This window comes from Micromonospora sp. NPDC005173 (assembly GCF_040608515.1).
GTDB lineage: Bacteria > Actinomycetota > Actinomycetes > Mycobacteriales > Micromonosporaceae > Micromonospora.
Genome location: NZ_JBEXIK010000007.1, coordinates 59492 through 79076, shown reverse-complemented (window position 1 = coordinate 79076; position 19585 = coordinate 59492). Strand labels below are relative to the sequence as shown.

The 19585-nt window shown below is 72.5% G+C and carries 20 protein-coding genes; 12 read left to right on the top strand and 8 right to left on the bottom strand.

The window, feature by feature from the left end; translation table 11 throughout:
* Nucleotides 1-2: 2 nt before the first annotated feature.
* Nucleotides 3-560, top strand: coding sequence for an NAD(P)H-dependent oxidoreductase (locus ABZV00_RS11335; RefSeq protein WP_355604458.1), 558 nt, complete (start codon nucleotides 3-5; stop codon nucleotides 558-560).
* On the opposite strand, the gene ABZV00_RS11330 is transcribed toward ABZV00_RS11335, so the two are convergent.
* On the bottom strand, nucleotides 547-1113 hold the full coding sequence (locus tag ABZV00_RS11330; RefSeq protein WP_355604455.1) for a hypothetical protein: 567 nt from the start codon (nucleotides 1111-1113) through the stop codon (nucleotides 547-549). The genes ABZV00_RS11335 and ABZV00_RS11330 overlap by 14 nt on opposite strands.
* A gap of 177 nt (nucleotides 1114-1290) precedes the next feature.
* Nucleotides 1291-4101: a LuxR C-terminal-related transcriptional regulator gene (locus tag ABZV00_RS11325; RefSeq protein WP_355604453.1), complete on the bottom strand. Its 2811-nt coding sequence runs from the start codon at nucleotides 4099-4101 to the stop codon at nucleotides 1291-1293.
* A gap of 578 nt (nucleotides 4102-4679) precedes the next feature.
* On the opposite strand from ABZV00_RS11325, the gene ABZV00_RS11320 reads away from it, so the two are divergent.
* On the top strand, nucleotides 4680-5342 hold the full coding sequence (locus ABZV00_RS11320) for a hypothetical protein (RefSeq protein ID WP_355604450.1): 663 nt from the start codon (nucleotides 4680-4682) through the stop codon (nucleotides 5340-5342).
* A gap of 82 nt (nucleotides 5343-5424) precedes the next feature.
* Here ABZV00_RS11320 and ABZV00_RS11315 read toward each other — a convergent pair whose 3' ends face one another.
* Nucleotides 5425-6978 (bottom strand): glycosyltransferase family 39 protein, encoded by a 1554-nt coding sequence (locus ABZV00_RS11315; RefSeq protein WP_355604448.1) that lies wholly within the window; start codon nucleotides 6976-6978, stop codon nucleotides 5425-5427.
* 59 nt (nucleotides 6979-7037) lie between these two features.
* Nucleotides 7038-7520 carry a hypothetical protein gene (locus tag ABZV00_RS11310; RefSeq protein ID WP_355604445.1) on the bottom strand — a complete coding sequence of 161 codons (483 nt, stop codon included), beginning with the start codon at nucleotides 7518-7520 and terminating at the stop codon, nucleotides 7038-7040.
* Nucleotides 7521-8322: 802 nt separating this feature from the next.
* Between ABZV00_RS11310 and ABZV00_RS11305 the strand changes: the two genes are divergently transcribed.
* The 3 genes from ABZV00_RS11305 to ABZV00_RS11295 are packed head-to-tail and all read left to right on the top strand — an operon-like array spanning nucleotide 8323 to nucleotide 10473.
* Nucleotides 8323-9360: an aldo/keto reductase gene (locus ABZV00_RS11305; protein WP_355604442.1), complete on the top strand. Its 1038-nt coding sequence runs from the start codon at nucleotides 8323-8325 to the stop codon at nucleotides 9358-9360.
* Nucleotides 9357-9863 carry a DUF664 domain-containing protein gene (locus tag ABZV00_RS11300; protein ID WP_355604439.1) on the top strand — a complete coding sequence of 169 codons (507 nt, stop codon included), beginning with the start codon at nucleotides 9357-9359 and terminating at the stop codon, nucleotides 9861-9863. Before ABZV00_RS11305 ends, ABZV00_RS11300 begins: the two co-directional genes overlap by 4 nt.
* Nucleotides 9864-9888: 25 nt before the next feature.
* The gene (locus tag ABZV00_RS11295) at nucleotides 9889-10473 is read left to right on the top strand and encodes a GNAT family N-acetyltransferase (RefSeq protein WP_355604436.1); all 585 of its coding nucleotides are present in this window, start codon (nucleotides 9889-9891) and stop codon (nucleotides 10471-10473) included.
* A gap of 46 nt (nucleotides 10474-10519) precedes the next feature.
* Here ABZV00_RS11295 and ABZV00_RS11290 read toward each other — a convergent pair whose 3' ends face one another.
* Both ABZV00_RS11290 and ABZV00_RS11285 read right to left on the bottom strand, forming a co-directional pair.
* Nucleotides 10520-11803, bottom strand: coding sequence for an MFS transporter (locus tag ABZV00_RS11290; protein ID WP_355604433.1), 1284 nt, complete (start codon nucleotides 11801-11803; stop codon nucleotides 10520-10522).
* 175 nt (nucleotides 11804-11978) lie between these two features.
* Nucleotides 11979-13244 (bottom strand): MFS transporter, encoded by a 1266-nt coding sequence (locus ABZV00_RS11285; protein WP_355604430.1) that lies wholly within the window; start codon nucleotides 13242-13244, stop codon nucleotides 11979-11981.
* Between the two features lie 66 nt (nucleotides 13245-13310).
* Here ABZV00_RS11285 and ABZV00_RS11280 point away from each other — a divergent pair, with 66 nt between their 5' ends.
* The 5 genes from ABZV00_RS11280 to ABZV00_RS11260 all read left to right on the top strand — a co-directional run bounded on the left by ABZV00_RS11280 (nucleotide 13311) and on the right by ABZV00_RS11260 (nucleotide 16089).
* A complete protein-coding gene (locus tag ABZV00_RS11280; RefSeq protein ID WP_355604428.1) occupies nucleotides 13311-13835 on the top strand; it encodes a MarR family transcriptional regulator in 525 nt (174 codons plus the stop codon).
* A 97-nt stretch (nucleotides 13836-13932) separates the two neighbouring features.
* Nucleotides 13933-14448, top strand: a complete 516-nt coding sequence (locus ABZV00_RS11275) for a DUF2087 domain-containing protein (RefSeq protein ID WP_355604425.1) — start codon at nucleotides 13933-13935, stop codon at nucleotides 14446-14448.
* 52 nt (nucleotides 14449-14500) lie between these two features.
* Nucleotides 14501-14977 carry a MarR family transcriptional regulator gene (locus ABZV00_RS11270; protein ID WP_355604422.1) on the top strand — a complete coding sequence of 159 codons (477 nt, stop codon included), beginning with the start codon at nucleotides 14501-14503 and terminating at the stop codon, nucleotides 14975-14977.
* Nucleotides 14978-15053: 76 nt separating this feature from the next.
* Nucleotides 15054-15473: a DUF6069 family protein gene (locus ABZV00_RS11265; RefSeq protein WP_355604419.1), complete on the top strand. Its 420-nt coding sequence runs from the start codon at nucleotides 15054-15056 to the stop codon at nucleotides 15471-15473.
* Nucleotides 15474-15594: 121 nt separating this feature from the next.
* A complete protein-coding gene (locus tag ABZV00_RS11260) occupies nucleotides 15595-16089 on the top strand; it encodes a GNAT family N-acetyltransferase (protein ID WP_355604416.1) in 495 nt (164 codons plus the stop codon).
* A 21-nt stretch (nucleotides 16090-16110) separates the two neighbouring features.
* On the opposite strand, the gene ABZV00_RS11255 is transcribed toward ABZV00_RS11260, so the two are convergent.
* On the bottom strand, nucleotides 16111-17175 hold the full coding sequence (locus ABZV00_RS11255) for a WYL domain-containing protein (protein ID WP_355604413.1): 1065 nt from the start codon (nucleotides 17173-17175) through the stop codon (nucleotides 16111-16113).
* Between the two features lie 97 nt (nucleotides 17176-17272).
* Here ABZV00_RS11255 and ABZV00_RS11250 point away from each other — a divergent pair, with 97 nt between their 5' ends.
* Together ABZV00_RS11250 and ABZV00_RS11245 are read left to right on the top strand one after the other, a co-directional pair.
* On the top strand, nucleotides 17273-18271 hold the full coding sequence (locus tag ABZV00_RS11250; protein WP_355604410.1) for a tyrosine-type recombinase/integrase: 999 nt from the start codon (nucleotides 17273-17275) through the stop codon (nucleotides 18269-18271).
* A 30-nt stretch (nucleotides 18272-18301) separates the two neighbouring features.
* Complete coding sequence (locus ABZV00_RS11245; RefSeq protein ID WP_355604407.1) at nucleotides 18302-19147, top strand: LLM class flavin-dependent oxidoreductase; 846 nt, start codon at nucleotides 18302-18304, stop codon at nucleotides 19145-19147.
* Nucleotides 19148-19188: 41 nt separating this feature from the next.
* Here the strand turns inward: ABZV00_RS11245 and ABZV00_RS11240 are convergent, their stop codons facing one another.
* Nucleotides 19189-19560, bottom strand: a complete 372-nt coding sequence (locus ABZV00_RS11240) for a VOC family protein (RefSeq protein ID WP_328416661.1) — start codon at nucleotides 19558-19560, stop codon at nucleotides 19189-19191.
* Nucleotides 19561-19585 lie beyond the last annotated feature (25 nt).

Here is a 19585-nt window from a genome sequence, read left to right as displayed (position 1 = left end):
CGATGACCGTGCTGATCGGCAATCCGAAGCCGCACTCCCGGACGCGGACCGTCGCTCTGGCCACCGCGGCGGCCCTGCATGCCCGGCTGACCCACTGCCCGACCCCGGTCGGCGCGCCGACGATGATCGACCTGTCCGAGCTGACGGCCGAGCTGGTCGGTCAGGGCAGCCGGCCGGAGACCCTCGACGAAGTGTTGGAGGCGGTACGCCGACCAGGGCTGCTACTGGTGGCCAGCCCCACGTTCAAGGCGGCTTACAGCGGCCTGCTGAAGCTCTTCGTCGACGTGCTGCCTCGGGGCGCGCTTACCGGGGTGGTGGCCGTGCCGTTGATGACCGCAGCCCGGTCCGGTCACCGGCACGTCGTCGACACCTACCTGGGCGTCCTGTTGGCCGAGGCGGGTGCGTGCGTACCCGCGCCAGGTCTGTGCGTACTCGAGCGGGAATTCGACACGGCGGAGGTCGGCATCGAGCTGTGGGTGGACCGGGCGGCGCCTGCCGTGGTGGACGCGCTGGCCGACGTGCCCGACCCGGCGGCCGAGCCCGGCGTCAGCCGGCGTTGACCTCGGTGTCGTGCTTGCGGCGCATCCGGCTGATCCAGCCCTGCGCCGTGTGCACCGGGACGTCGAAGTGCTCGGCCACCCGGCTGATCGTGCCGACCTGCTCGTAGACCGCCTCCAGGTCCGCCGGGTCGGGTGCCCGGCGGTAGGCGCGCCCGGCCTTGAGCCGACTGAGCCGCTCCGGTTCGCCGGCCCGACGGGCCGGGCGGGGCGGTGGGGGCACGGCGGCGGTGGTCGCGGCGGTGCTGGTCGCGGCGGTGGTCGCGGGGACCGGCCCGACCGTCACGGCCGGGCGGGAGGCCGTTGGCAGGGCGCCGCCGACCGGGCGGCTCTTCTCCCGGTCCTGCGGCGGGATGAAGGCGCGCAGCAGGGCGTCGAAGTCGACGTACGGCAGCTCGCCGGTCAGGCCGGCGCTCTGTGGCGCCCGGACGGTGAGCTCCCGCACGACCGGGTGGCCGTTTCCGGTCTCCAGACGGACGACGGTCTGCGCCACCGGGCCGGTGATCTCCTCACCGTCGTCCTGCACGGGCACGATGGTGATGATGTATTGACTCACGACGATGCCTTTCCTGCGCATCTCCGGTTGAGCCAGTGCGGCTTCCGGCCCGCCGGTCAGCCCTGTCGGGTCTGGCCGGTAGTGGGAGACAAGATATCAGATTCTGGCTGCCAGAAGGCGAGATATCCGACACTCGCCACGGTACGCCTATCCTTCATCTCCGTTTGATTGTGGGCATCACCGATCAAATCGGGTTCTCCGGGGGGTGGACCCACGATCCTCGCCAGACCCTTGATGGTTGACTGCCCCGGAGACCAGCAGCGCCGCCAGCCCGGCCCGCGACGACACCCCGGTCTTGCGGAAGATGCGGGTGAGATGGGCCTCCACCGTCTTGACCGTCACGTACACCTGCTCCGCCGCCTCGGCGTTGCTCGCACCCGCCGCCACCAGGCGGGCGATGTCCCACTCCCGACGCGTCAGGGTCAGTTCCCCACCGGCGGTCGCGTCCGGCAGGCGCCCCGCCGCCCCGGCCGCGCGACTCTGCTCGCTGGCCACCGCCCGCCGCAACGGCGGGGAGTCGATCAGCTCAGCGATGCGGCGTGTCTCGGCGAGTTCGACCTCCGCCGCCGCCCACTCCCGGGCCTCGCACAGGGCCCGTGCCCGCACCAGCCGCGCCGACGCCTCCTCCAGTCGCCAACCCAGGGTCGCGAACGTGTCCGCCGCGGCGGCGGCCAACTCCGCCGCGCGCCGCGGATCGACCTCCAGGGCCAGCCGGGCCCGTGCGGTCCGGGTCAGGGCGCTCTGCCCCCGCAACCCCAACCGCTCGGCGTACCGCTCCGCCACGTCCAGCCAGCGCGTCGCCTCGTCCCGACGGCCGGCCTTGTGGGCCATCTCGGCCAGGGCCGAGGCCCAGCACGCACGGTTGGTCAGCTCGACCTGATCGAGATCGTCCCCGCCGCAGGCCCGCAGCAGCATCGACGTCGAGCCGGCCCGGTCACCGGAGAGGAACCGCAAGCGGATCGACACGCGCTGGCTCGCTCCGTCGTACCAGTTTTCCCGCCGGGTGCTGGAATCCAGAACGGCGATGTCGGCCAGATGGCGGGCCGCCGCCGGGCCGCTGCGCCACGCCACCCCGATCGCCCGGTACGCGCGCGCCAGCGCCACCAACGGGTCGATGCCCATGGCGACGGCCACCTCCTCGGCGTCCTCGCCCTCGACCTGGGCCCGGTCGAGGTTGCCCAGCCTGCCGGTCACCGCGCACCTGCCGATCAGCAGCCAGGGGGTCAGCGCCACCAGGCCAGCACGGCAACAGATGTCCAGCGCCCGGTCGAAGTGGTGCAGGGCGGAGCGTTCCCGCTCGTGGAAGTACTCGGCCCAGCCCAGCAGGGCCAGCAGGTCCGGGTGCCGGGCGAGGTCGGTGTCGGCGAACGCGTCCACCTCGGCCGACGCCCGGTCCAGCGTCTCCCGCACCGGGATCCCGCAGTCGGTGTACGCCGCCACGAACGCCTGCACCACCGCCGCCGTCGTGGCGCAGACGGGCTCGCCGGTCTGCTCGGCCAGCAGGTCCAGGCGCCGTGCGTGCTCCGCCGCGCCCGCCGATCCACAGAGGACACCGGCGATCGCCGCCTCGACGGTCAGCGAGAAGTGGGTGTGCGGCTCGACCCCTTCGTCCCGGTGCGGCAGCAGCAGCGCGTACGCGTCGAACGGCCGGCCCAGCAGCCGCTCCACGCGCGCCCGCGCGGCCAACGCCCGCAGCCGCTGGTCGCAGTCGGCGAGCGGGCGGCGGCTGAGCTCCTGCAGCAGGGTGCGGGCCTGGCGCAGTTGGCCCGTGCCGACCAGCGCGTCGGCCATGGCGAACTCCAGCCGCGTGCGGCGTGGCTCGGTGACCTCGGCGGCGGGCAGCAGCCGTTGGACGTTCGTCAACCACCGGATCGCGTCGAGTCGGGGCACCAGCCTGGTCTCCGCCGCCTCGATCAGCGCGTCGGCGGTCGCCGGCTCGGCGCACTGCCCGCTGGCCGACAGGTGCTCGGCGTACCGGGTGACCGGATGTCCGGCGTCGCGCAGGACGCTCGCCGCAGTGGCGTGCAGGCGACGCCGCCGGCCAGGGGGGAGCGGGCGGTACACCACGGCGCGGTCCACCTCGTGCCGGAACCGCAGGGTCGACGCCTCGGTGGAGTCGGTTCGCAACAGGTCGGCGGCCACCAGCGCGTCGAGCAGGTCGCTGGTGACCTCCGGGCCGCGTTCGGCCAGCGCCCCGGCCAGCGCCGGCTCGAACCCGTCCGGGCACACCGAGACGGCCTCCAACATCTGCCGCTGCTCGTCGGTCAGCCCGTCGAGGTCGAGCTGGACGGCGCTGGTGACGTCGACAGGCAGCTCTGCGGGCAGGTCACGCAGGGCGGCGACCGGGCCGTCCAGGGCGCCCGGCCGGTAGGCGAGCACGTACCGGGGCACACCGCCGGAGAGCCCGTGCACCCGCTGGGCGGCGCGTCCCTCCGGCAACCCGAGCAGCGCGGCGACGCTGGCGGGATCGAGTGGAGTCAGGGTGACGGCCCGGCGGCTCAGCTGGATCCCGGCGGCGAGCGCGACCCGTACGCGGGAGGGCATCTGCCGCGGCCGGTACGCGGTGATCCACAGCAGACCGGGGGGCGGCGCCTGCGCGAGTCGGCCCAGCAGTGCCGCCGTAGCGGGTGACACGGTGTGCAGGTCGTCCAGGAGCAGCAGCAGCGGCGGGCACCTCTGGGCCGCCCCGGGCGGGTCGGTTGCCGGCGGGCCCAGCAGTGTGCCGAGGGCCCGCTCGACCTGGTCCCCGTCCCGCCCGGCAGCGGCGAGCACCGGCACGCCGGCGCGTCGGGCCCGGGCGGCGACCTCGCGCAACAGCCGCGTCTTGCCCGTGCCGGGGTCGCCCACGAACTCGATCATGGTCGGCTGACCGTTGCGGACACCGGCCAGTGCCCGGTCGAACAGGTCGAGCGCGCAGTTGCGGCCGACCAGGGACTCGAGAGGGTCGCCCGACGGTGTCGGGGCGAGTTCCTCCTCGCTGGTGTTCATCGGCCACCCACGGCGCACCCTCGCGCGGCGCCGCCGGCCGACGCACGCCGCCGGGTGGGCGCGGTCGGAGGCACGCCGTGCGGGGCGGGAACGGCCGGGCGGCCTGGTCGGGCGCGACAACGCGGCATGCTTCGGTCCAGCTTCAACTGCCACCCTCCAGGATCTGTCCCGTTCGGGCCTCTCGGCATGCCCGATACCAGCGGTGCCAATTGCCGGCGCTCGGGTGAGCGGCAGATGCAACTCTATGTGAGCAAGCCAACAACGGCGATCACGCGACCGGTTGGTCCTATTGCCGAAGAGAGCAGATGTTGATACCCAAAAATCGAAAATGCGGACTTCGTTGTCGACGCAGCGCGTACCCGCCGTCGCGCTGAGTTCACGACAATGTGGGGTTTCCCCTACTGTCGCATCGGTCCTCGTCGCTTAATGTCGAACCCGGCGGTGCGACGCCTACGGGGGGACTTCGGATGACCGTTCATTACCGATCCTATCTGGACAATTCGTCGGATGCGGAGGTGATTCTGAACGACTCGGAGCGATGGCACGCATTTCAGTGTCTTTTGCCGCCCCGCGCCGCGGTGGCCGACGCGTTTCTCACCCGTGGGCTCAGCCCACTGCTGCACGACCTCCAGGCCGCTGGCGAACTGTCCGGCTGGTCATTCACTCGACAGTCCCCACGGTTGGTCAACCTCCACCTGCTGGGCAGCGAACCGCGACTGTTGTCGGCCCGACTGGCCGGGCTGTGTGTGGCGGTCGGGGCGAAGGGTCCCGTCCACGCCCCGCACCTCGCTGCCCCGCCGACCCGCGACCCACGGCTGGTCGGCGTGGCGGTCGACCTGATCGGAATGACCCCGGGCCGGCAGGCCCGGCTCTCCGCCGCCGTGGACCTCGCGATGGTGGCGGCCGTACACAACTGTCCCGCGCTGCGCGACGGGGGCGTGGCCGTCATGCCGGGCGCGCGCTGGCGGCGGATCACCGACGCGCTGGCCACCGAGTGTCACCCGTTGACCTGCTGGTCGCAGCTGCTGGAGGCGTGCCGTCGCGCGCCGGGGTACGACGGCGCGATGACGTTCGACCTGGTCCACCTGCTGCACAATCAGCTCGGGCTCAGCCCTCGTGACGAGCAACGGGTGCACGCCGACCTGATCCGCTCGCTGTCCCGACGGCGGAACGGCCCACGCCGCTCGCCCCGGTCACACCTGAGCGTGCTGCATCCCGGCGTGGTCCGCCCGAAGAGTTGAGTGCGCGGCGCCGGGGCGACGGATCGCCCCAGCGCGTGGCGTCAGGCCCTGGCCGGCGTCCGCGACTGGCTCATCGGCGAGGTCAGCCGGTGTGGCGTACCTCGGTGTCCCAGATCTGCGCCCACGGACGCCGCAGCCCCCGGCACACGTAGATCGGGCCACCGTTCTCGTCGTTGTCCACCTCGACCCGCTGATCCACCCGTCCGCCGAGCACGCATGCGTCGAACCAGGCGGTCAGCGGGTCGGGGCGCTCCCAGCCGACGACGATCACCACGTCGGCGTCGGCGGGTGGCCGGCCGAACTCGACCATGCTGTTGTGCCCGGAGTACGCGCGGGGCAGGTCACGGGCCGGGCCGTAGCGGGCCAGCGCTCCAGCCTCGCCGTAGTTGCCGGTAAGGATGACCGCCCGCGAACGCTCCTCGGGTGGCAGGCCACGATGGACGGTGGCGACCGAGTCGGCGAACGCCGGCCACCCGATGGTCTCGCCAGCGTCATAGTTGACGTCGAGCACGAAACCGGGCAGCCGGTCGGCCGGCAGCACCGGCAGCAGCAGCACGACGGTGGGCAGGAGGAACGGCACCGCGCCCAGCGCGAGCAGGCCCCGACGCAGCCTCAGTGCGCCACGCGACGCCCACGCGGCGGTGACCACCGCGCCAGCGGCGGTGAGCACCAGCAGCAGCGGCGCGTCGTAGTAGCCCTTGCCGCCGGCGAGCAGCACGATGCCGACGACGACCAGCCAGGCCCAGCCCACCGCCCGGTACGCCCGCCACTGGGGCCGGCGTAGCAGCGCGACGAGGCCGGCGATCCAGATCGGCACGGCGTACGGGCTGATGATGACGAACTGGAGGATGAGCGCGTCGAGGCGGCCACTGTAGGAGCTGTCACCGTCGGAGATCGAGGCGGCCACACCGAGCTGCGGGAAACCGTGTGCCGCCTGCCAGATGAGGTTCGGCGCGGCCAGTAGCGCGGCGAGCCCGGCGGCGGCCAGCACCCACCGGTCGCGCAACAGCCGGCGTGGCCCGGCGATTGCCAGCCCGGCGATCAGGCCCACGGCCAGCAGCGCGGGCAGCACCTTGTTGAGCATGCCCACGCCGAGCGCCAGCCCGATGCCGAGTGCCCACCGGCTGCCGCCGGTGCGCAGCAGCCGCACCGCGCACAGCGCCGCGGCCAGCCAGGCCAGCAGGTCGACGGTGGTGGTGCTGAGCAGGTGGCCGCCGGCGAGCACGATGCCGGAGAACGCGGCGAGCACCGCCGCGAAGGTCTGCCCGCCCCGGCCGGCGCCCAACTCCCGGGCGATGGCGGCGACCAGCAGGACCGCTGCGCCGGCCAGCAGTGCCGATGGCGTACGCAGCACCACCAGGTTGCCCGGCGCGATGGTGTCGAGCAGCCGGGCCAGCGCCGGGACCAGTGGACCCTGGTCGACGTAGCCCCAGTCGAGGTGCCGGCCGCAGAGCAGGAAGTACAACTCGTCGCGGTGGTAGCCGTAGCGGCCGGCGAGCAACAGCAGCGTCAGGCTGACCGCGCCGGCCACCAGCCACGGCCCCAGCGTGCGCGGGCCGGGCGACGGTGGCCCCGGCGGCCGGGACGTTGGGACCGGATGCTGGGGGCGGTCGGTGGTGGCGGCGGCTTCGCTCACGCACACATCATCACCGATGGGCCGCCGTAGCACTGGCCCGCCGCGTGACTGCTGGGGTATCAGCGCCCGACCCGGCAGTGCGGGACCGATCCGGCGAGAGTTCCATCAGCCCGCCTGTTGTTGGCCAGGGCGACGTCAACGAATGCTCCGACGCTGACCTGCGCGGCGTCCGCCAGCAGGGCGATGAGCAGTAGTCGATGCTGAGTGTGCTCCGGTTCGTCGGGTACGTCGGTGGCCGGCGGTCGGTGACCATCAGGGAGCAGTGCGGTCAGCAACTTCCTGTCCACTTTTGGTAGCCAGGCCTCAGAGTGGTCGACCTGCGCCTCCAGACGTGGCCACTGGTCCCGCCCGTCCGGGTCGAGTTCCTCGACGAGCAGCCCTGCGGTGTCCCTGAGGACCTGGTGCGCCCACGCGTGGGGCAGCAGCAGGAGGCGCCCGACGGACGTCTGGAACTGCCCGTGGTCCGTCCGGTTGGCCGCTCGTACCCCGGCCACCACGGCGTTCCACAGCTCCTGCTCTGCCGGTGTAGGCAGCTGCCACATCACCATCTCCTCTCCGTTGCTGGTCGGGCCGAGGCCTGCTGGCCCGGACCTCGGCGGCACTATGCCTTCTGTTGGAGTGGCCGGCACGGGCCCGTAGGAGGCGAGACCCGTGCCGGCCGACGGTGATCACCCCCATCACCGTCTCCCGCCGGCGGCGGCTCAGCCGGACCCTGTCGATTCCCGGCCGTGCCGTCGCGGCGTGCTTTCGCGCCGAACAACACTCACGTCAGTACTGATCGGGCGTGTTCGTGGCGCACCTCTGGAACGTCCTGCTCATCAGCCGCGGCCGCACCCGAAGCCGGCTGTACTGCCCGATCCCGCCCTGTCGTTCGCGGCGGCCGGGGCCAGGGCAGCAAGCGAGGCGACCGTCGGGCGCACCGGTTCGATGGGTCGGGACAGGACAGTGGACAGGACGTGCTGAGGGCGACCTGGCAACCCATCGAAAGACATGTGAACAGCCACCGGTCGATGTTATGGGGAGCTTGTCGGTGTATGTCCTGATTCGAGAGACGGTCTCCGACGGATACTTCGCCATTCGCATATCCCGAAATATGGGCTGTCAAAGGTCGAACGGAACGATCGCGCGTCGAGTGACGAAATAGGAGTAAGAGCGCAGAGGCTCCCGAATCACGCACTATGTAGTGTAAATGGGCAAACAGGACAGACACCCCAGGGCTCCCTTACGAGCGGACGTGCCGCCTCTCTCTCGCCTCGGGTCCGGGTCCCGCAAGCGGCCGCCCCCGCCGTCAGGGTCAGGACGGCGGTGGCAGGATCGGCCAGTTCGCTCGACCGGAAGGAAGACATGCGCTATCGCACTCTGGGCGCCACCGGCACGGTGGTGTCGACCCTGTGTCTGGGCACCATGACCTTCGGCGCGGAGACCGACGAGGCGGGCAGCTTCGCCCAGCTGGACCGGTTCGTCGAGGCCGGCGGCACCTTCATCGACACGGCTGACGTCTACTCCGCCGGCGTCTCCGAGGAGATCGTCGGCCGCTGGCTGCGGGCGCGGCCCGACCTGCGCGACCGGCTGGTGATCGCCACCAAGGGACGGTTCCCGATGGGCCCCGGGGCGAACGACGCCGGCCTGTCCCGGGTACACCTCACCCGCGCCCTGGACGCCAGCCTCCGGCGACTCGGCGTCGAGGCCGTCGACCTCTACCAGGCGCACGCCTGGGACCCGCTGACCCCGCTTCCGGAGACGCTGCGGTTCTTCGACGACGCGGTCCGCGCGGGCAAGATCCGCTACGCGGGGGTCAGCAACTTCACCGGTTGGCAGTTGCAGAAGGCCGCCTTGCTCACCCAGCACCTCAACCTCACCCCGATCGTGACCCTGCAGCCGCAGTACAACCTGCTGGCCCGGGAGATCGAGCTCGAACTGGTGCCGGTCTGCGAGAACGAGGGCATCGGCATCCTGCCGTGGTCCCCGCTGGGCGGTGGCTGGCTGACCGGCAAGTACCAGCGGGACAGCGTCCCTACCGGTGCCACCCGGCTCGGCGAGAACCCGCAGCGCGGCGTCGAGGCGTACGCGGGGCGCAACGCCGAGGAGCGCACGTGGCGGGTGATCGACGCGGTCGGGCAGGTCGCGAAGGAACGTGGCGTGTCCATGTCGGCGGTGTCGCTCGCCTGGTTGGCGGCCCGACCGGCGGTCACCTCGGTGATCCTCGGTGCGCGGACCACGGCGCAGCTCGACGACAACCTGACCGCCGCTGACCTGATCCTCGACGTGGAGCAGACCCGGCTGCTGGACGAGGCGAGTGCCCCACTGGTGGGGGACTACCCGTACGGCCGGGCCGGAGTGCAGCAGCGCGGCCGCGAGCTGCCGACCACATCCGCACAATGATCGTCTTCCCGGAGCCCACCACCCCCGCCGGCAGCCGCACCGAGGTCTTCCTGCGCTACCTGGACTACTTCCGGGAGTCCGTGGCGGCCAAGGTGTCGGCGCTGCGCGAGTCGGAGCTGCGATGCAGCCGGCTGCCGTCGGGGTGGACCCCGCTGGAGCTGCTCAAGCACCTGCGGTACGTCGAGCTGCGCTGGATCGAGTGGGGCTTCCAGGGTCGGGACGTCGCCGAGCCGTGGGGCGACCGCCGCGAGGACCGCTGGTACGTCGCCCCCGACGAGACCCGCGCGGACCTGGTGGCGGCGCTGCGGGCGCAGGGCGCGCACACCACGACGGTGGTGACCGCGCACGACCTGGCGGAGATCGGCGCGCCGGGCCCGCGCTGGAACGGCGCAGATCCGGCGTCGCTGGAGCGGGTGCTGTTCCATCTGGTCCAGGAGTACGCCCGCCACCTCGGCCACCTCGACGTGGTCACCGAACTCGCCGGTGGCCCGGCCGGAGAGTGAGTGAACCCGCCCCGATAATGGGCGAATGCCGCTGCTCGTCGCGCCCGCCATGCCCGCCGGGAGCCTCGGCGCCCAGACCCAACCCCACCTTCCGGTACGCCCCGGACTGGCGCTGCGGGGGTGGCGCGACGACGACGCCTCGGCGGTCCGGGTCGCCTTCGGCTGTCCGGCGATCCAGCGGTGGCACGTCCGCCGCCTCGACGACGACGAGGCGAGGGCGTGGACGGCGCAGTGGGCCGGCCGTTGGCGCGACGAGACGGCCGCCAGTTGGGCGATCGTCGACGCCGACGACCGACCGGTCGGTCAGGTGGGGTTGCGGGGCGTGCTGCTGGCCGAGGCGTCGGCGCAGGTGTCGTACTGGGTCTTGCCCGCCGCGCGTGGTCGGGGAATCGCCACCGACGCGCTGCGGGCACTGACCCGGTGGAGTTTCACGCGGGCCGGTCTGCACCGGTTGGCACTGGAGCACTCGACCGCCAACGCGGCGTCGTGCCGAGTGGCGACCCGGGCCGGCTTCGCAGTGGAGGGCGTGCTCCGGGGGTCGGTTCGCCACACCGACGGCTGGCACGACATGCACCTGCACGCACGGCTGAGCACCGACGGCCGGATCTGATCAGCGGACGCCAGCTAATAGGCCCCGCGCCTGGGTACGTCCCGACCTACTCGATGACCGGCGCGGATACCGTCAGCGTCGCGCCATCCTCGTCGGCGCGTCGCATCGCCCGTGGCAATCGCAGCGCGACGATACCGGTAGCCACCAGGCCGCCGACACCCGCGATTATCAGGGTCACTGGGGCGGAGGTTGCGTCCAGCAGCAGGCCGCCGGCGATGTAGGACGTCGCGGCGGCGACCCCGATTGCGCCGTACAGATTACCGAAGACCCTGCCGAGCATGCCCGCTGGAACCGTACGTTGTAGCAGCGTGCTGGAGGCGACGTCCATGGCAGCCAACCCCAACCCACGGACGGCCTGCAGGGCGATCGCGGCGGCGACGGCCCAGGCGAGCCCGGTCAGCAGGTTACCGACACTGCTGACAGCGAAGCCCAATATCAGCAGCAGCGGCATCGACGCCCGCGTGCCCCATCGGGACAACATGGCATAACCGGCCACAAGTCCGAGGCCGACCGCTCCCAGCAGAAGCCCGACCGCGGAATTGCCAGCCTGAAAGGTGTCCCGGGCCAGCAGCACCAGCGCCACGTCATCGACCCCGTTGAAGGCGACCACCGCAGTGAAGCCAAGAAAGATGACCCGCACCGTCGGAACACGTAACAGATAACCAATCCCCGCTTTGGCCTGTCGCAGCAAGGACGGCTGGTGCCCATCGCCGGTCGCCGCCGGGAGTGAGGGAAGCGCCGTGAGCAGCACGGCCGAGACCAGAAACGACACGGCGTCGACGAGCAGCAGACCACGCACTCCGACCAACGGGAACAGGGCCGCAGCGATCAGCGGGCCGACCGCCTCTGCTCCGTTGGAGCCGAACCCGACGGTGGAGTTGGCGGTCTCCAGGTCACGGTCACCAACCAGTGCAGGCACCGCAGCCCGAGACGCCGGTTGAAAGACCTGCGAGGCGGTAGCGCGGATCGCTACGAGGGCCAGCAGCACCGGCAGCGGAGGCAGGGTCAGCACAATTACCAGCAGGACCACAGCTTGGATGAGTTCGCAGACGACCATCAGCCGGCGGAGATCAAGCCGATCGGTGAGGGCGCCGGTGAAGGGACCCAACAGGGATGGAGCGAAATCTCCGACAAGCAACAGGAGGGAGATTGCCAACGCCTGGCCTGTCGTGTCGGCGACGTGGAGCATGAGCGCGACAAGGCTGAGTGAATCGCCTGCGTAAGAAACAACCCGTGCCGAGAAGAGGGCTCGGAAGGGCCCGTTGCGGCGAAGCAGCTGGGTTGGACGCAACGACTCAGCGCCTGCCGTGGCGGCCGCCGCGCCTGACATGTCGAATCTCCTCTATCGATGAGAGCTGAGGTGAGGCACCGTAATGCCGTCGCCAAACCGGCACGCTCAGCGCGGTGTCCAACCGATGCGCGGGACGGGGTGAGCTGCGCGCGGTGCCGTTCACCGACCAGCCTGTGGCTGAAACGTAATCATCTAAGCGTCGGTGAGCGCGTCATTAATGCCCGTCTGCACGAGCGGGGGTTGAGGCACTGCCGACGCCGGCGGGTTCGGCCGCTTGCGGTTGCGGGGCCGCGGGCCAGGTGAGCCGGCGTACGCCGGGGACGAGCGCGGTGCCGGCGCAGGCGGTCAGGACCAGCAGGCCGGCGATCGCCAGCGGTACGGGCGCGCCGAACGCGTCGGCGGCCAGCGGCGCCAAGGCGTAGCCCAGCGGCATCGCGCCCAGCGACACCAGCCAGTCGTACGAGGTGACTCGTGCCAGGACCTCGGGCGGGAACTGGTGCTGCACGACGGTCTCCCAGACCGGGTTGAGGTAACCGAGGGCGGTCAGCGCCACCCCGTAGGCGACGATCACCGCCGGGGCGGGCGCGGCGACGGCGAGCAGCAGCAGTGGTGCGGCGTAGCTGGCCAGCCCGAGGTTGGCCAGCAGCACCGGCCGGTGGAGCCGGACCCGCCCGGCCAGCAGCGAGCCGGTGAGCATGCCGATCGCGCCGGCCTGCAACAGCAGCACCCAGGTGGCCTCGCCGCCGAGGCGGTCGATGGCGATGGCCGGCCCGAGGGTCATCAGCACGGCGGCGGCGCCGTTCCACATGCCGTGCCCGATCAGGCTGGTCCAGAACCAGTCGCGGGCGCGTACCTCGCCGAAGCCGTGCCGCAGGTCGGCGAGGACGGAACGGCGGGGTACCGGCACATGCCGGACCCGGACGAACGCGAGCAGCGTGGCGCTGAGCGCGAACGACGCGCTGTCGATGACGAACGCCCAGCCGGGGCCGGCGGCCCAGATCAGCAGGCCGGCCAGCGCCGGGCCGGCGAGCCGGCTGGTGTTGGCGGTGATCCCCATCAGGGCGTTGGCACGCTGCCGGGCGGCCGGTTCGACGGTGCCGGCGACCAGCGGGGAGGCGGTCGGCATGGCGAACGCCGAGGCGGTGCCACCGAGCGCCGAGGCAACCACGATGGTGCTCAGCGACGGGTCGCCGCCGAGCAGCTCCACGCCGACCGCGAGCTGGGTCGCGCAGCGGACCAGGTCGGCCACCAGGGCGACCCGGCGGGCGTCGAACCGGTCGGCGACGACGCCGCCGAGGGGCAGCAGGAGCAGCCGGGGAACCATGGCCGCGGCGAGGACGACCGCGAGCGCACTGGTGGAGCCGGTGGCCCGCAGCACGGCCAGGGCCAGTGCGGCGGGCACCACGGCGTCACCGACCGAGGAGACGGTCCGGCCCAGGAACAGCAGCCGGAAGGAGCTGACGCGCAGAGGGTTGGTCACCACCGCAAGGTACTTCGACACCGAATATTTCGTCAACGAATATTTCGGTTGCGATAGGCTCTGCGGGTGACCACCGCCCACGACTCCGTCGACCGGCATGTCGAGCGCTGGTTGCCCGTCCTGCCCGACCTCGACGCCGACGTCGAAGGCGCCGTGACCCGGATGGGCGTCGTGACCCGGCACCTGCGCACGGTGAAGGAGCGGGTCCTTGCGGACTTCGACCTGCCGGCGCACGAGTACGACACGCTGCACGCGCTTGCCGGCCGGCAGGGGCGTGCCGCACCCTCGGAACTCGCCGCGGATCTGGCGATGGCGCCGGCCTCGATCACCGCGCGGGTCGACAACCTGGTCGAACGCGGCTACGTGCGGCGGACGCCGTCCACTGTCGACCGGCGTCGGGTGGATGTGGAGCTCACCGACGCGGGCCGGGCCGCGTGGCACGGGGCGATGGACGTCCGGGGCGCCGAGGAGCACCGACTGTTCGGCGCGCTCACCCCGTCGGAGCGACAACTGCTCTCCGACCTGCTGCGTCGGGTACTTCTCGTCGCCGAGCAGCCGGCCGACGCCGCGGGCATACCGGACCCCGACTGAGCGCCGGCCCAGCGCACACCGATCCACCTCCGGCCGCCGCCACGCGCCCCGAAAATCGCCTGGCGGTCCGCGTACCGCTGGTGCAAGGGTGACCGGCGTGACAGCGAATGCTCTGGCCGGTGCCCTGGCCGACGACGGACGACGGCGGGTCTTCGCGGCGATCGTGCTCGGCGCGGCCGGCGCGGCCCAGATCGCCGAGCGGACCGATCTGCCGGCGCGGGCGGTGCACACCGCGATTCGCCGGCTCACCGACGCGGGCCTGGTGACCGGCCCCGACGGCGCCCTGGCGGCCGACGAGGTGTCGCTGCGGGCGGCGGCGCGCGAACGCCGTCCGGCCGACGACGCCGGCCCGACCGACGACCCGGTGCTGCGCACCTTCCTACGCGGTGACGTGCTGGTGGGGCTGCCGGCACAGCGCGGCCGGCGGCGGGTGCTGCTGGCACACATCGCCGAGCGGTCCTTCGAGTCGGGCACGCGGTACCCCGAGCGGGTGGTGGACGAGGCGCTCAAACCGTGGTGCGCCGCCGGCGGGTCCGACCACGCCACGCTGCGCCGCTACCTGATCGACGAGCAGTTGCTCACCCGCGAGCACGGGATCTATCAGCGGCCCTGATCGTCCGCTGCGCGAACCGTCCCGTCTCGGAACATGTTGCTAGCCTCCGTGCATGACCTCCTGTACGCCCACCGACGGCCCGCCCGACCTGTTGTTCCTGCTCTCCTGGGCGAGTCACGCGCTCCAGGCCGAGCACGCCGCGGGCCTGGCCGAGCTGGGCATCTCGCCGCGGGCGCACTACGTCCTGGCGCAGGCCCGCATCGGGGGCCTGACCCAGCGGGAGATCGGCGAACGGTGCGGCGTGGACAAGACCACCATGGTCGTCACGCTGGACCAGTTGGAGCGGGCCGGGCTGGCCGAGCGTCGACCGGCGCCGACGGATCGCCGCGCCCGGCTGATCACGGTGACGGCCGCCGGGGAGCGGGTCCTGGAACGGGCGCAGGATGTCGTGCGCCGCATTCAGGCCGATCTCCTCGCCACCCTGCCCGTGCAGGACCAGGAGGCATTCCTGCGCGCGCTCACCGCGTTGGTGAGCGGCCCGTTGGCCAACACCTCCCCGTACGCGCCCGGCAGCCGCTCCGGATGCTAGTTCCGTAGCAGATAGTCTTGGACGGGACTATCTGCTACGGTCGCACTTGTTCGTGCCCCCCGATCGAGGAGCCGTCATGAGTGCGACCGCCGAACCAACCGTCACCACCGCCACCTCGTCACTGCGCCGTGGCGTCGTCGGCGTCGCCGCCGCCGTCCTGGCCTGCCTGGTCATCTGGGGGATCGGTGAGGTGGCCGGAGTCGACTACACCGTCGAGAGTCCGGGGCAACCCGCGTTGGTCATCGGGCCGGGCCAGATCATCGGGATCGCCCTCGGCGCGGCCCTGCTGGGCTGGGCGGCGCTGGCACTGCTGGAGCGGTTCGCGCCGCGGGTCGCCCGCATCGTCTGGATCTCGCTGGCCGTCCTGGTGACCGTGCTCTCCTTCGGGCCGCTGTTCGGCATCGAGGCCACCGCCGGCGCCAAGTTCGCCCTCGGCGCCATGCACGTGGCCGTGGCGGTCGCGCTGATCGCGCTGCTGCCGTCCCGCCGCCCGTAGCGTGCCGGGCCGCCGGCACCCGCCGGAGTCGGCGGCCCGGGAACGTTCGCCCTGCTCGCCCTGCCACCGGCGGCCCTGGGAAGGCGGAAAATGCCGTTGACCGGGCGCTGATGATCGACAGGTGACCACAACCGTCCGACCCGACTGGGTGACCACCACCGTCCGTCCCGATCAGCCCGATGCGGCACGGCTGCTCCGCGAGTACATGACGGAGATGGTGGTCCGCTACCACCGTCGCCCGGCTCTGCCCGGCGAGGTCGACGAGGCGCTGGCCGAGCTGCCCAGCGACGACCTGACGTACCCGAGCGGCCTGCTGGTGCTCGCCCACCACGGCGCGGAACTGGCCGGCTGCGCCGGGCTGCGGTGGTATCCCGACTGGGCCGAGCTGACCAGGGTGTTCATCCGCCCCGCTCACCGCGGCGCCGGCGGGGGCGCCGCGCTGCTCGCCGCCGTGGAGCGGCACGCCGGGGCGGCCGGGGCGGACCGGATCCGGCTGGACACCCGCGCCGACCTGGTCGAGGCCCGCGCCCTGTACGCCCGGCACGGCTACGTCGAGATCCCGGCGTACTCGCAGGGCCCGTACGCCGAGCACTGGTTCGAGAAGCGGCTCCGCTGAGGGGTTGAGCCAGCAGCGTGCTCAGCGTCCGCCCCGAGCATCGATCGTCTCCGCAGAACCACCGCCCGGGTGGTCGGCGTCCACCTCCGGCTCTCCCGCGCGGTCGGCGCCGGTCGGCGGATAGAGCGCGGCGAGCGCGTGGGCGGTGTCGGTGAGACGTTCTCGCAGCTCGGCGGGGGCGAGCACCTGCACCCGCGCGCCGAGTTTGAGCAGTTCGACATGACCGTGCCGGATGGACTCGATCGGCACGGTGGTGAGCAGCCAGCCGTCCGCGTCCGGCGCGCCGGCGGCCGCGTGCGCCGCCCGGCTCATCGCCGGCGGGAAGAGATGCACGGTCTGCGCCAGCGCCGCTGCGGTCATCCGTACCCGCGCCTCGGCGCGGTAGACGCTGCTCTCGTAGCGCTCGGCGTGCTCCCGCCAGCAGGCCGCCAGGTCGAACCCGGTCGGCCGGTCGACGTGCTCGGCCAGCACCGTCAGCTCCAGGATGGCGCCCACCCGGTAGGTGCGTACCTGCCCGTCGGCGGCGGCGACCAGATACCACCGGCCGGCCTTGAGCACCACGCCGAGCGGGTCGAGGGTGCGGGTCACCTCCCGGGGCACCTGCCACCGCCGGTAGCGCACCCGGATCCGGCGGTCCTCCCACACCGCGTCGGCCAGGGTGGCCAGGTGCGGGGTGGGCTCGGGCTCGCGGAACCAGCTCGGCGCGTCCAGGTGGAACCGCTGCCGGATCCGCCCGCCCCGGTCGGTGAGGTCCGCCGGCAACGCAGCCTGCAACTTCAGCTCGGCGGCGGCCAGCACCGAACCCAGGCCCAGCTCGGCGGCCGGACCCGGCACACCGGCCAGGAACAGCGCCTCGGCCTCGCCCGCGGTCAGCCCGGTCAGCCGGGTGCGGTAGCCGTCGAGGAGTCGATACCCGCCCGCGGGACCGCGCTCGGCGTACACCGGCACCCCGGCGGCGCCCAGCGACTCCACGTCCCGGTACACCGTCCGGACCGAGACCTCCAGGGCCTCGGCCAGCTCTGGCGCAGTCATCCGCCCCCGGGTCTGCAGAAGCAGCAGCAGGGAGACCAACCGACTGGCGCGCACCCGCCCGACGGTAGCCGGCACGCCGCACCCCGACACCGGGCGCATCCCTCGGCGCGCCTTCAGGGTCTTCCCATCCGGAGCTGAGAAACTTTTTCACATGGTGTCCTCCGACGCTCCGGTGCTCGCCCGTCCGACCGCCCGACCGGCCCTGCCCGGCGGGCCGGTCGACGTCACCGAGGCCTGGCTGCGCAACCGCCGGCTGTCCGAGCACACCCGCGACGCGTACCGGCGCGACATCACCGGCTGGCTCACCTGGTGCGCCGGCCGCGACCTGGACCCGCTGCACGTCACCTTCCTGCACGTCAACGAGTACGCCCGGGCCCTGGAGTCCACCCTCGGCGCCCGCAGCGGCCGACCGCTGACCCCGGCGACCGTGGCGCGCCGGCTCTCCGCGCTGTCGAGCTGGTACGACTTCCTCGTCAAGCTCGGCGCGGTGCCGGCCAACCCTGTCTCCGGCGCGGACCGGCCCCGCGTCGACCGGGACCACTCCGCCACGGTCGGCCTCACCCCGGAGGAGGTGGACGCGCTGCTGAGCGCGGCCGACGCGGACACCGGCCAGACGGCCGCCCGCAACCGGGCCGCGATCGCGCTCCTGGCCGACCTGGGCCTGCGGGTCGGCGAGCTGATCTCACTGGACCTGGCCGACCTGGGCACCGAACGTGGGCACCGCAGCGTGCGCTTCATCGGCAAGGGCGGCAAAGCACGCCGGCGCGCCCTCACCCCGGGCACCGGCTACGCGGTGGACGCCTACCTGGCCCAGCGGGCCGCCGCCACCGGCGTGCCGGTGCCGCAGCTGAGCGGGCCACTGCTGGTCACCGCCAGTGGCGCCCGGATGGACCGGCACTCGGTGTTCCGGCTGGTCCGCCGCCTGGCCCGGACGGCCGGCATCCCCGCCTGGGCGAGGCTGTCCCCGCACTCGCTGCGGCACGCCTTCGCCACCACCGCCCGCTCGGAGGGTGTCCCGCTGGAGGACGTGCAGGACGCGATGGGGCACGCCGATCCGCGTACCACCCGCCGCTACGACCGGGACCGGCACAACCTCGACCGCGACCCGTCGTACGTGGTGTGGGCGGCTCGGTCCCGCCGCCGCGGCTGAGCCGTCGTACCCCCGCCATACGGTCGATGGATGAGACACGGCCTGGAGCTTCCCTGCGGCGGCGCCTCCGTCACGGTGTCCACCCTGGTCGAGCTGGGCGAGCTCGCCGAGCGCGCCGGGTGGGACGGTGTGTTCCTGGAGGACTACCTGATCCACCACGCCGGTGACGACCCGTCCACCTACGACCCGTGGCTGGTGCTCACGGCGATCGCCGGGCGCACCAGCCGGGTACGGCTGGGCACCGCGGTCACCGCGCTGCCCCGACGGCGTCCGGCGAAGCTGGCCCGCGAGGTGCTCACCCTCGACCACCTCAGCGCGGGCCGGGCCACCGTCGCGGTCGGTGTCGGCGACCCCGGCGACCGAGGCCTGGTCGCGTTCGGCGAGCCGACTGAGGTGGCCGTCCGGGCCGCCATGCTCGACGAGGGTCTCGATCTGCTGACCGGGTTGCTCAGCGGGGAGGCGGTCAACCACCAGGGCACCCACTACGGCGCTGACGGGGTGGCGCTGCGGCCGGCTCCGGTGCAGTCGCCCCGGGTGCCGGTCTGGGTCGGCGGCAGCACACAGGCCGGGGCGGTGCGACGCCGGGCCGCCCGTGCCGACGGCATCGTGCCGTACAAGCTCACCGACACCGACGGGTGGTCTGACTTCACCCCCGATGAGGTACGCGAGCTGGTGGCCGTCCTGCCACCCACCCGCGCCGACGGCCAGCCGTTCGACGTGGCGATCGGCGGCCGGCGGCGCCGACCGGACGAACGCGCCGAGCGGGCCTATCTCGGTGAGCTCGCCGCGGCCGGCGCCACCTGGTGGCTCGAGTACGTCCCGGTCGGCGACCCGGCGACGATGCGGGTCGCCGTCGCCCGCGGCCCGCTGCGCTGACCCGCCGCCCAGCATCCAGCCGGCAAGTGGCGGCGGCAGCCTCAGCCCTGTGGGCGGGGGCAGATGCAGAACGGCTGCCCGATCGGGTCGATGAGCACCACCCACCGTTCGCCGCCCGGCTGGAACTCCGGCTTCGACGCGCCGGCCTGGACGAACTCCTTCTCTGCCACGGCCAGGTCGTCGACGTAGAGGTCGAGGTGGTAGCGCTTACCGCCGGCCGGGTCGGGCCAGGACGGCGGCTGGTAACCCTCTACCAGCCCGAAGCCGATCGAGACGCCACCGCCGCTGAGCATGGCGTATTCGGCTGCGCTGTGGGTGATCTCCCAGCCCAACGCGCGGTGGTAGAACGCGGCGTGCGCGGCCGGGTCGGAGCTGTCCAGGTTGACCATGGCGAGGTCAGCGGTTGTCGTCATACCGGCAGTCTGCCCTCACGTACCT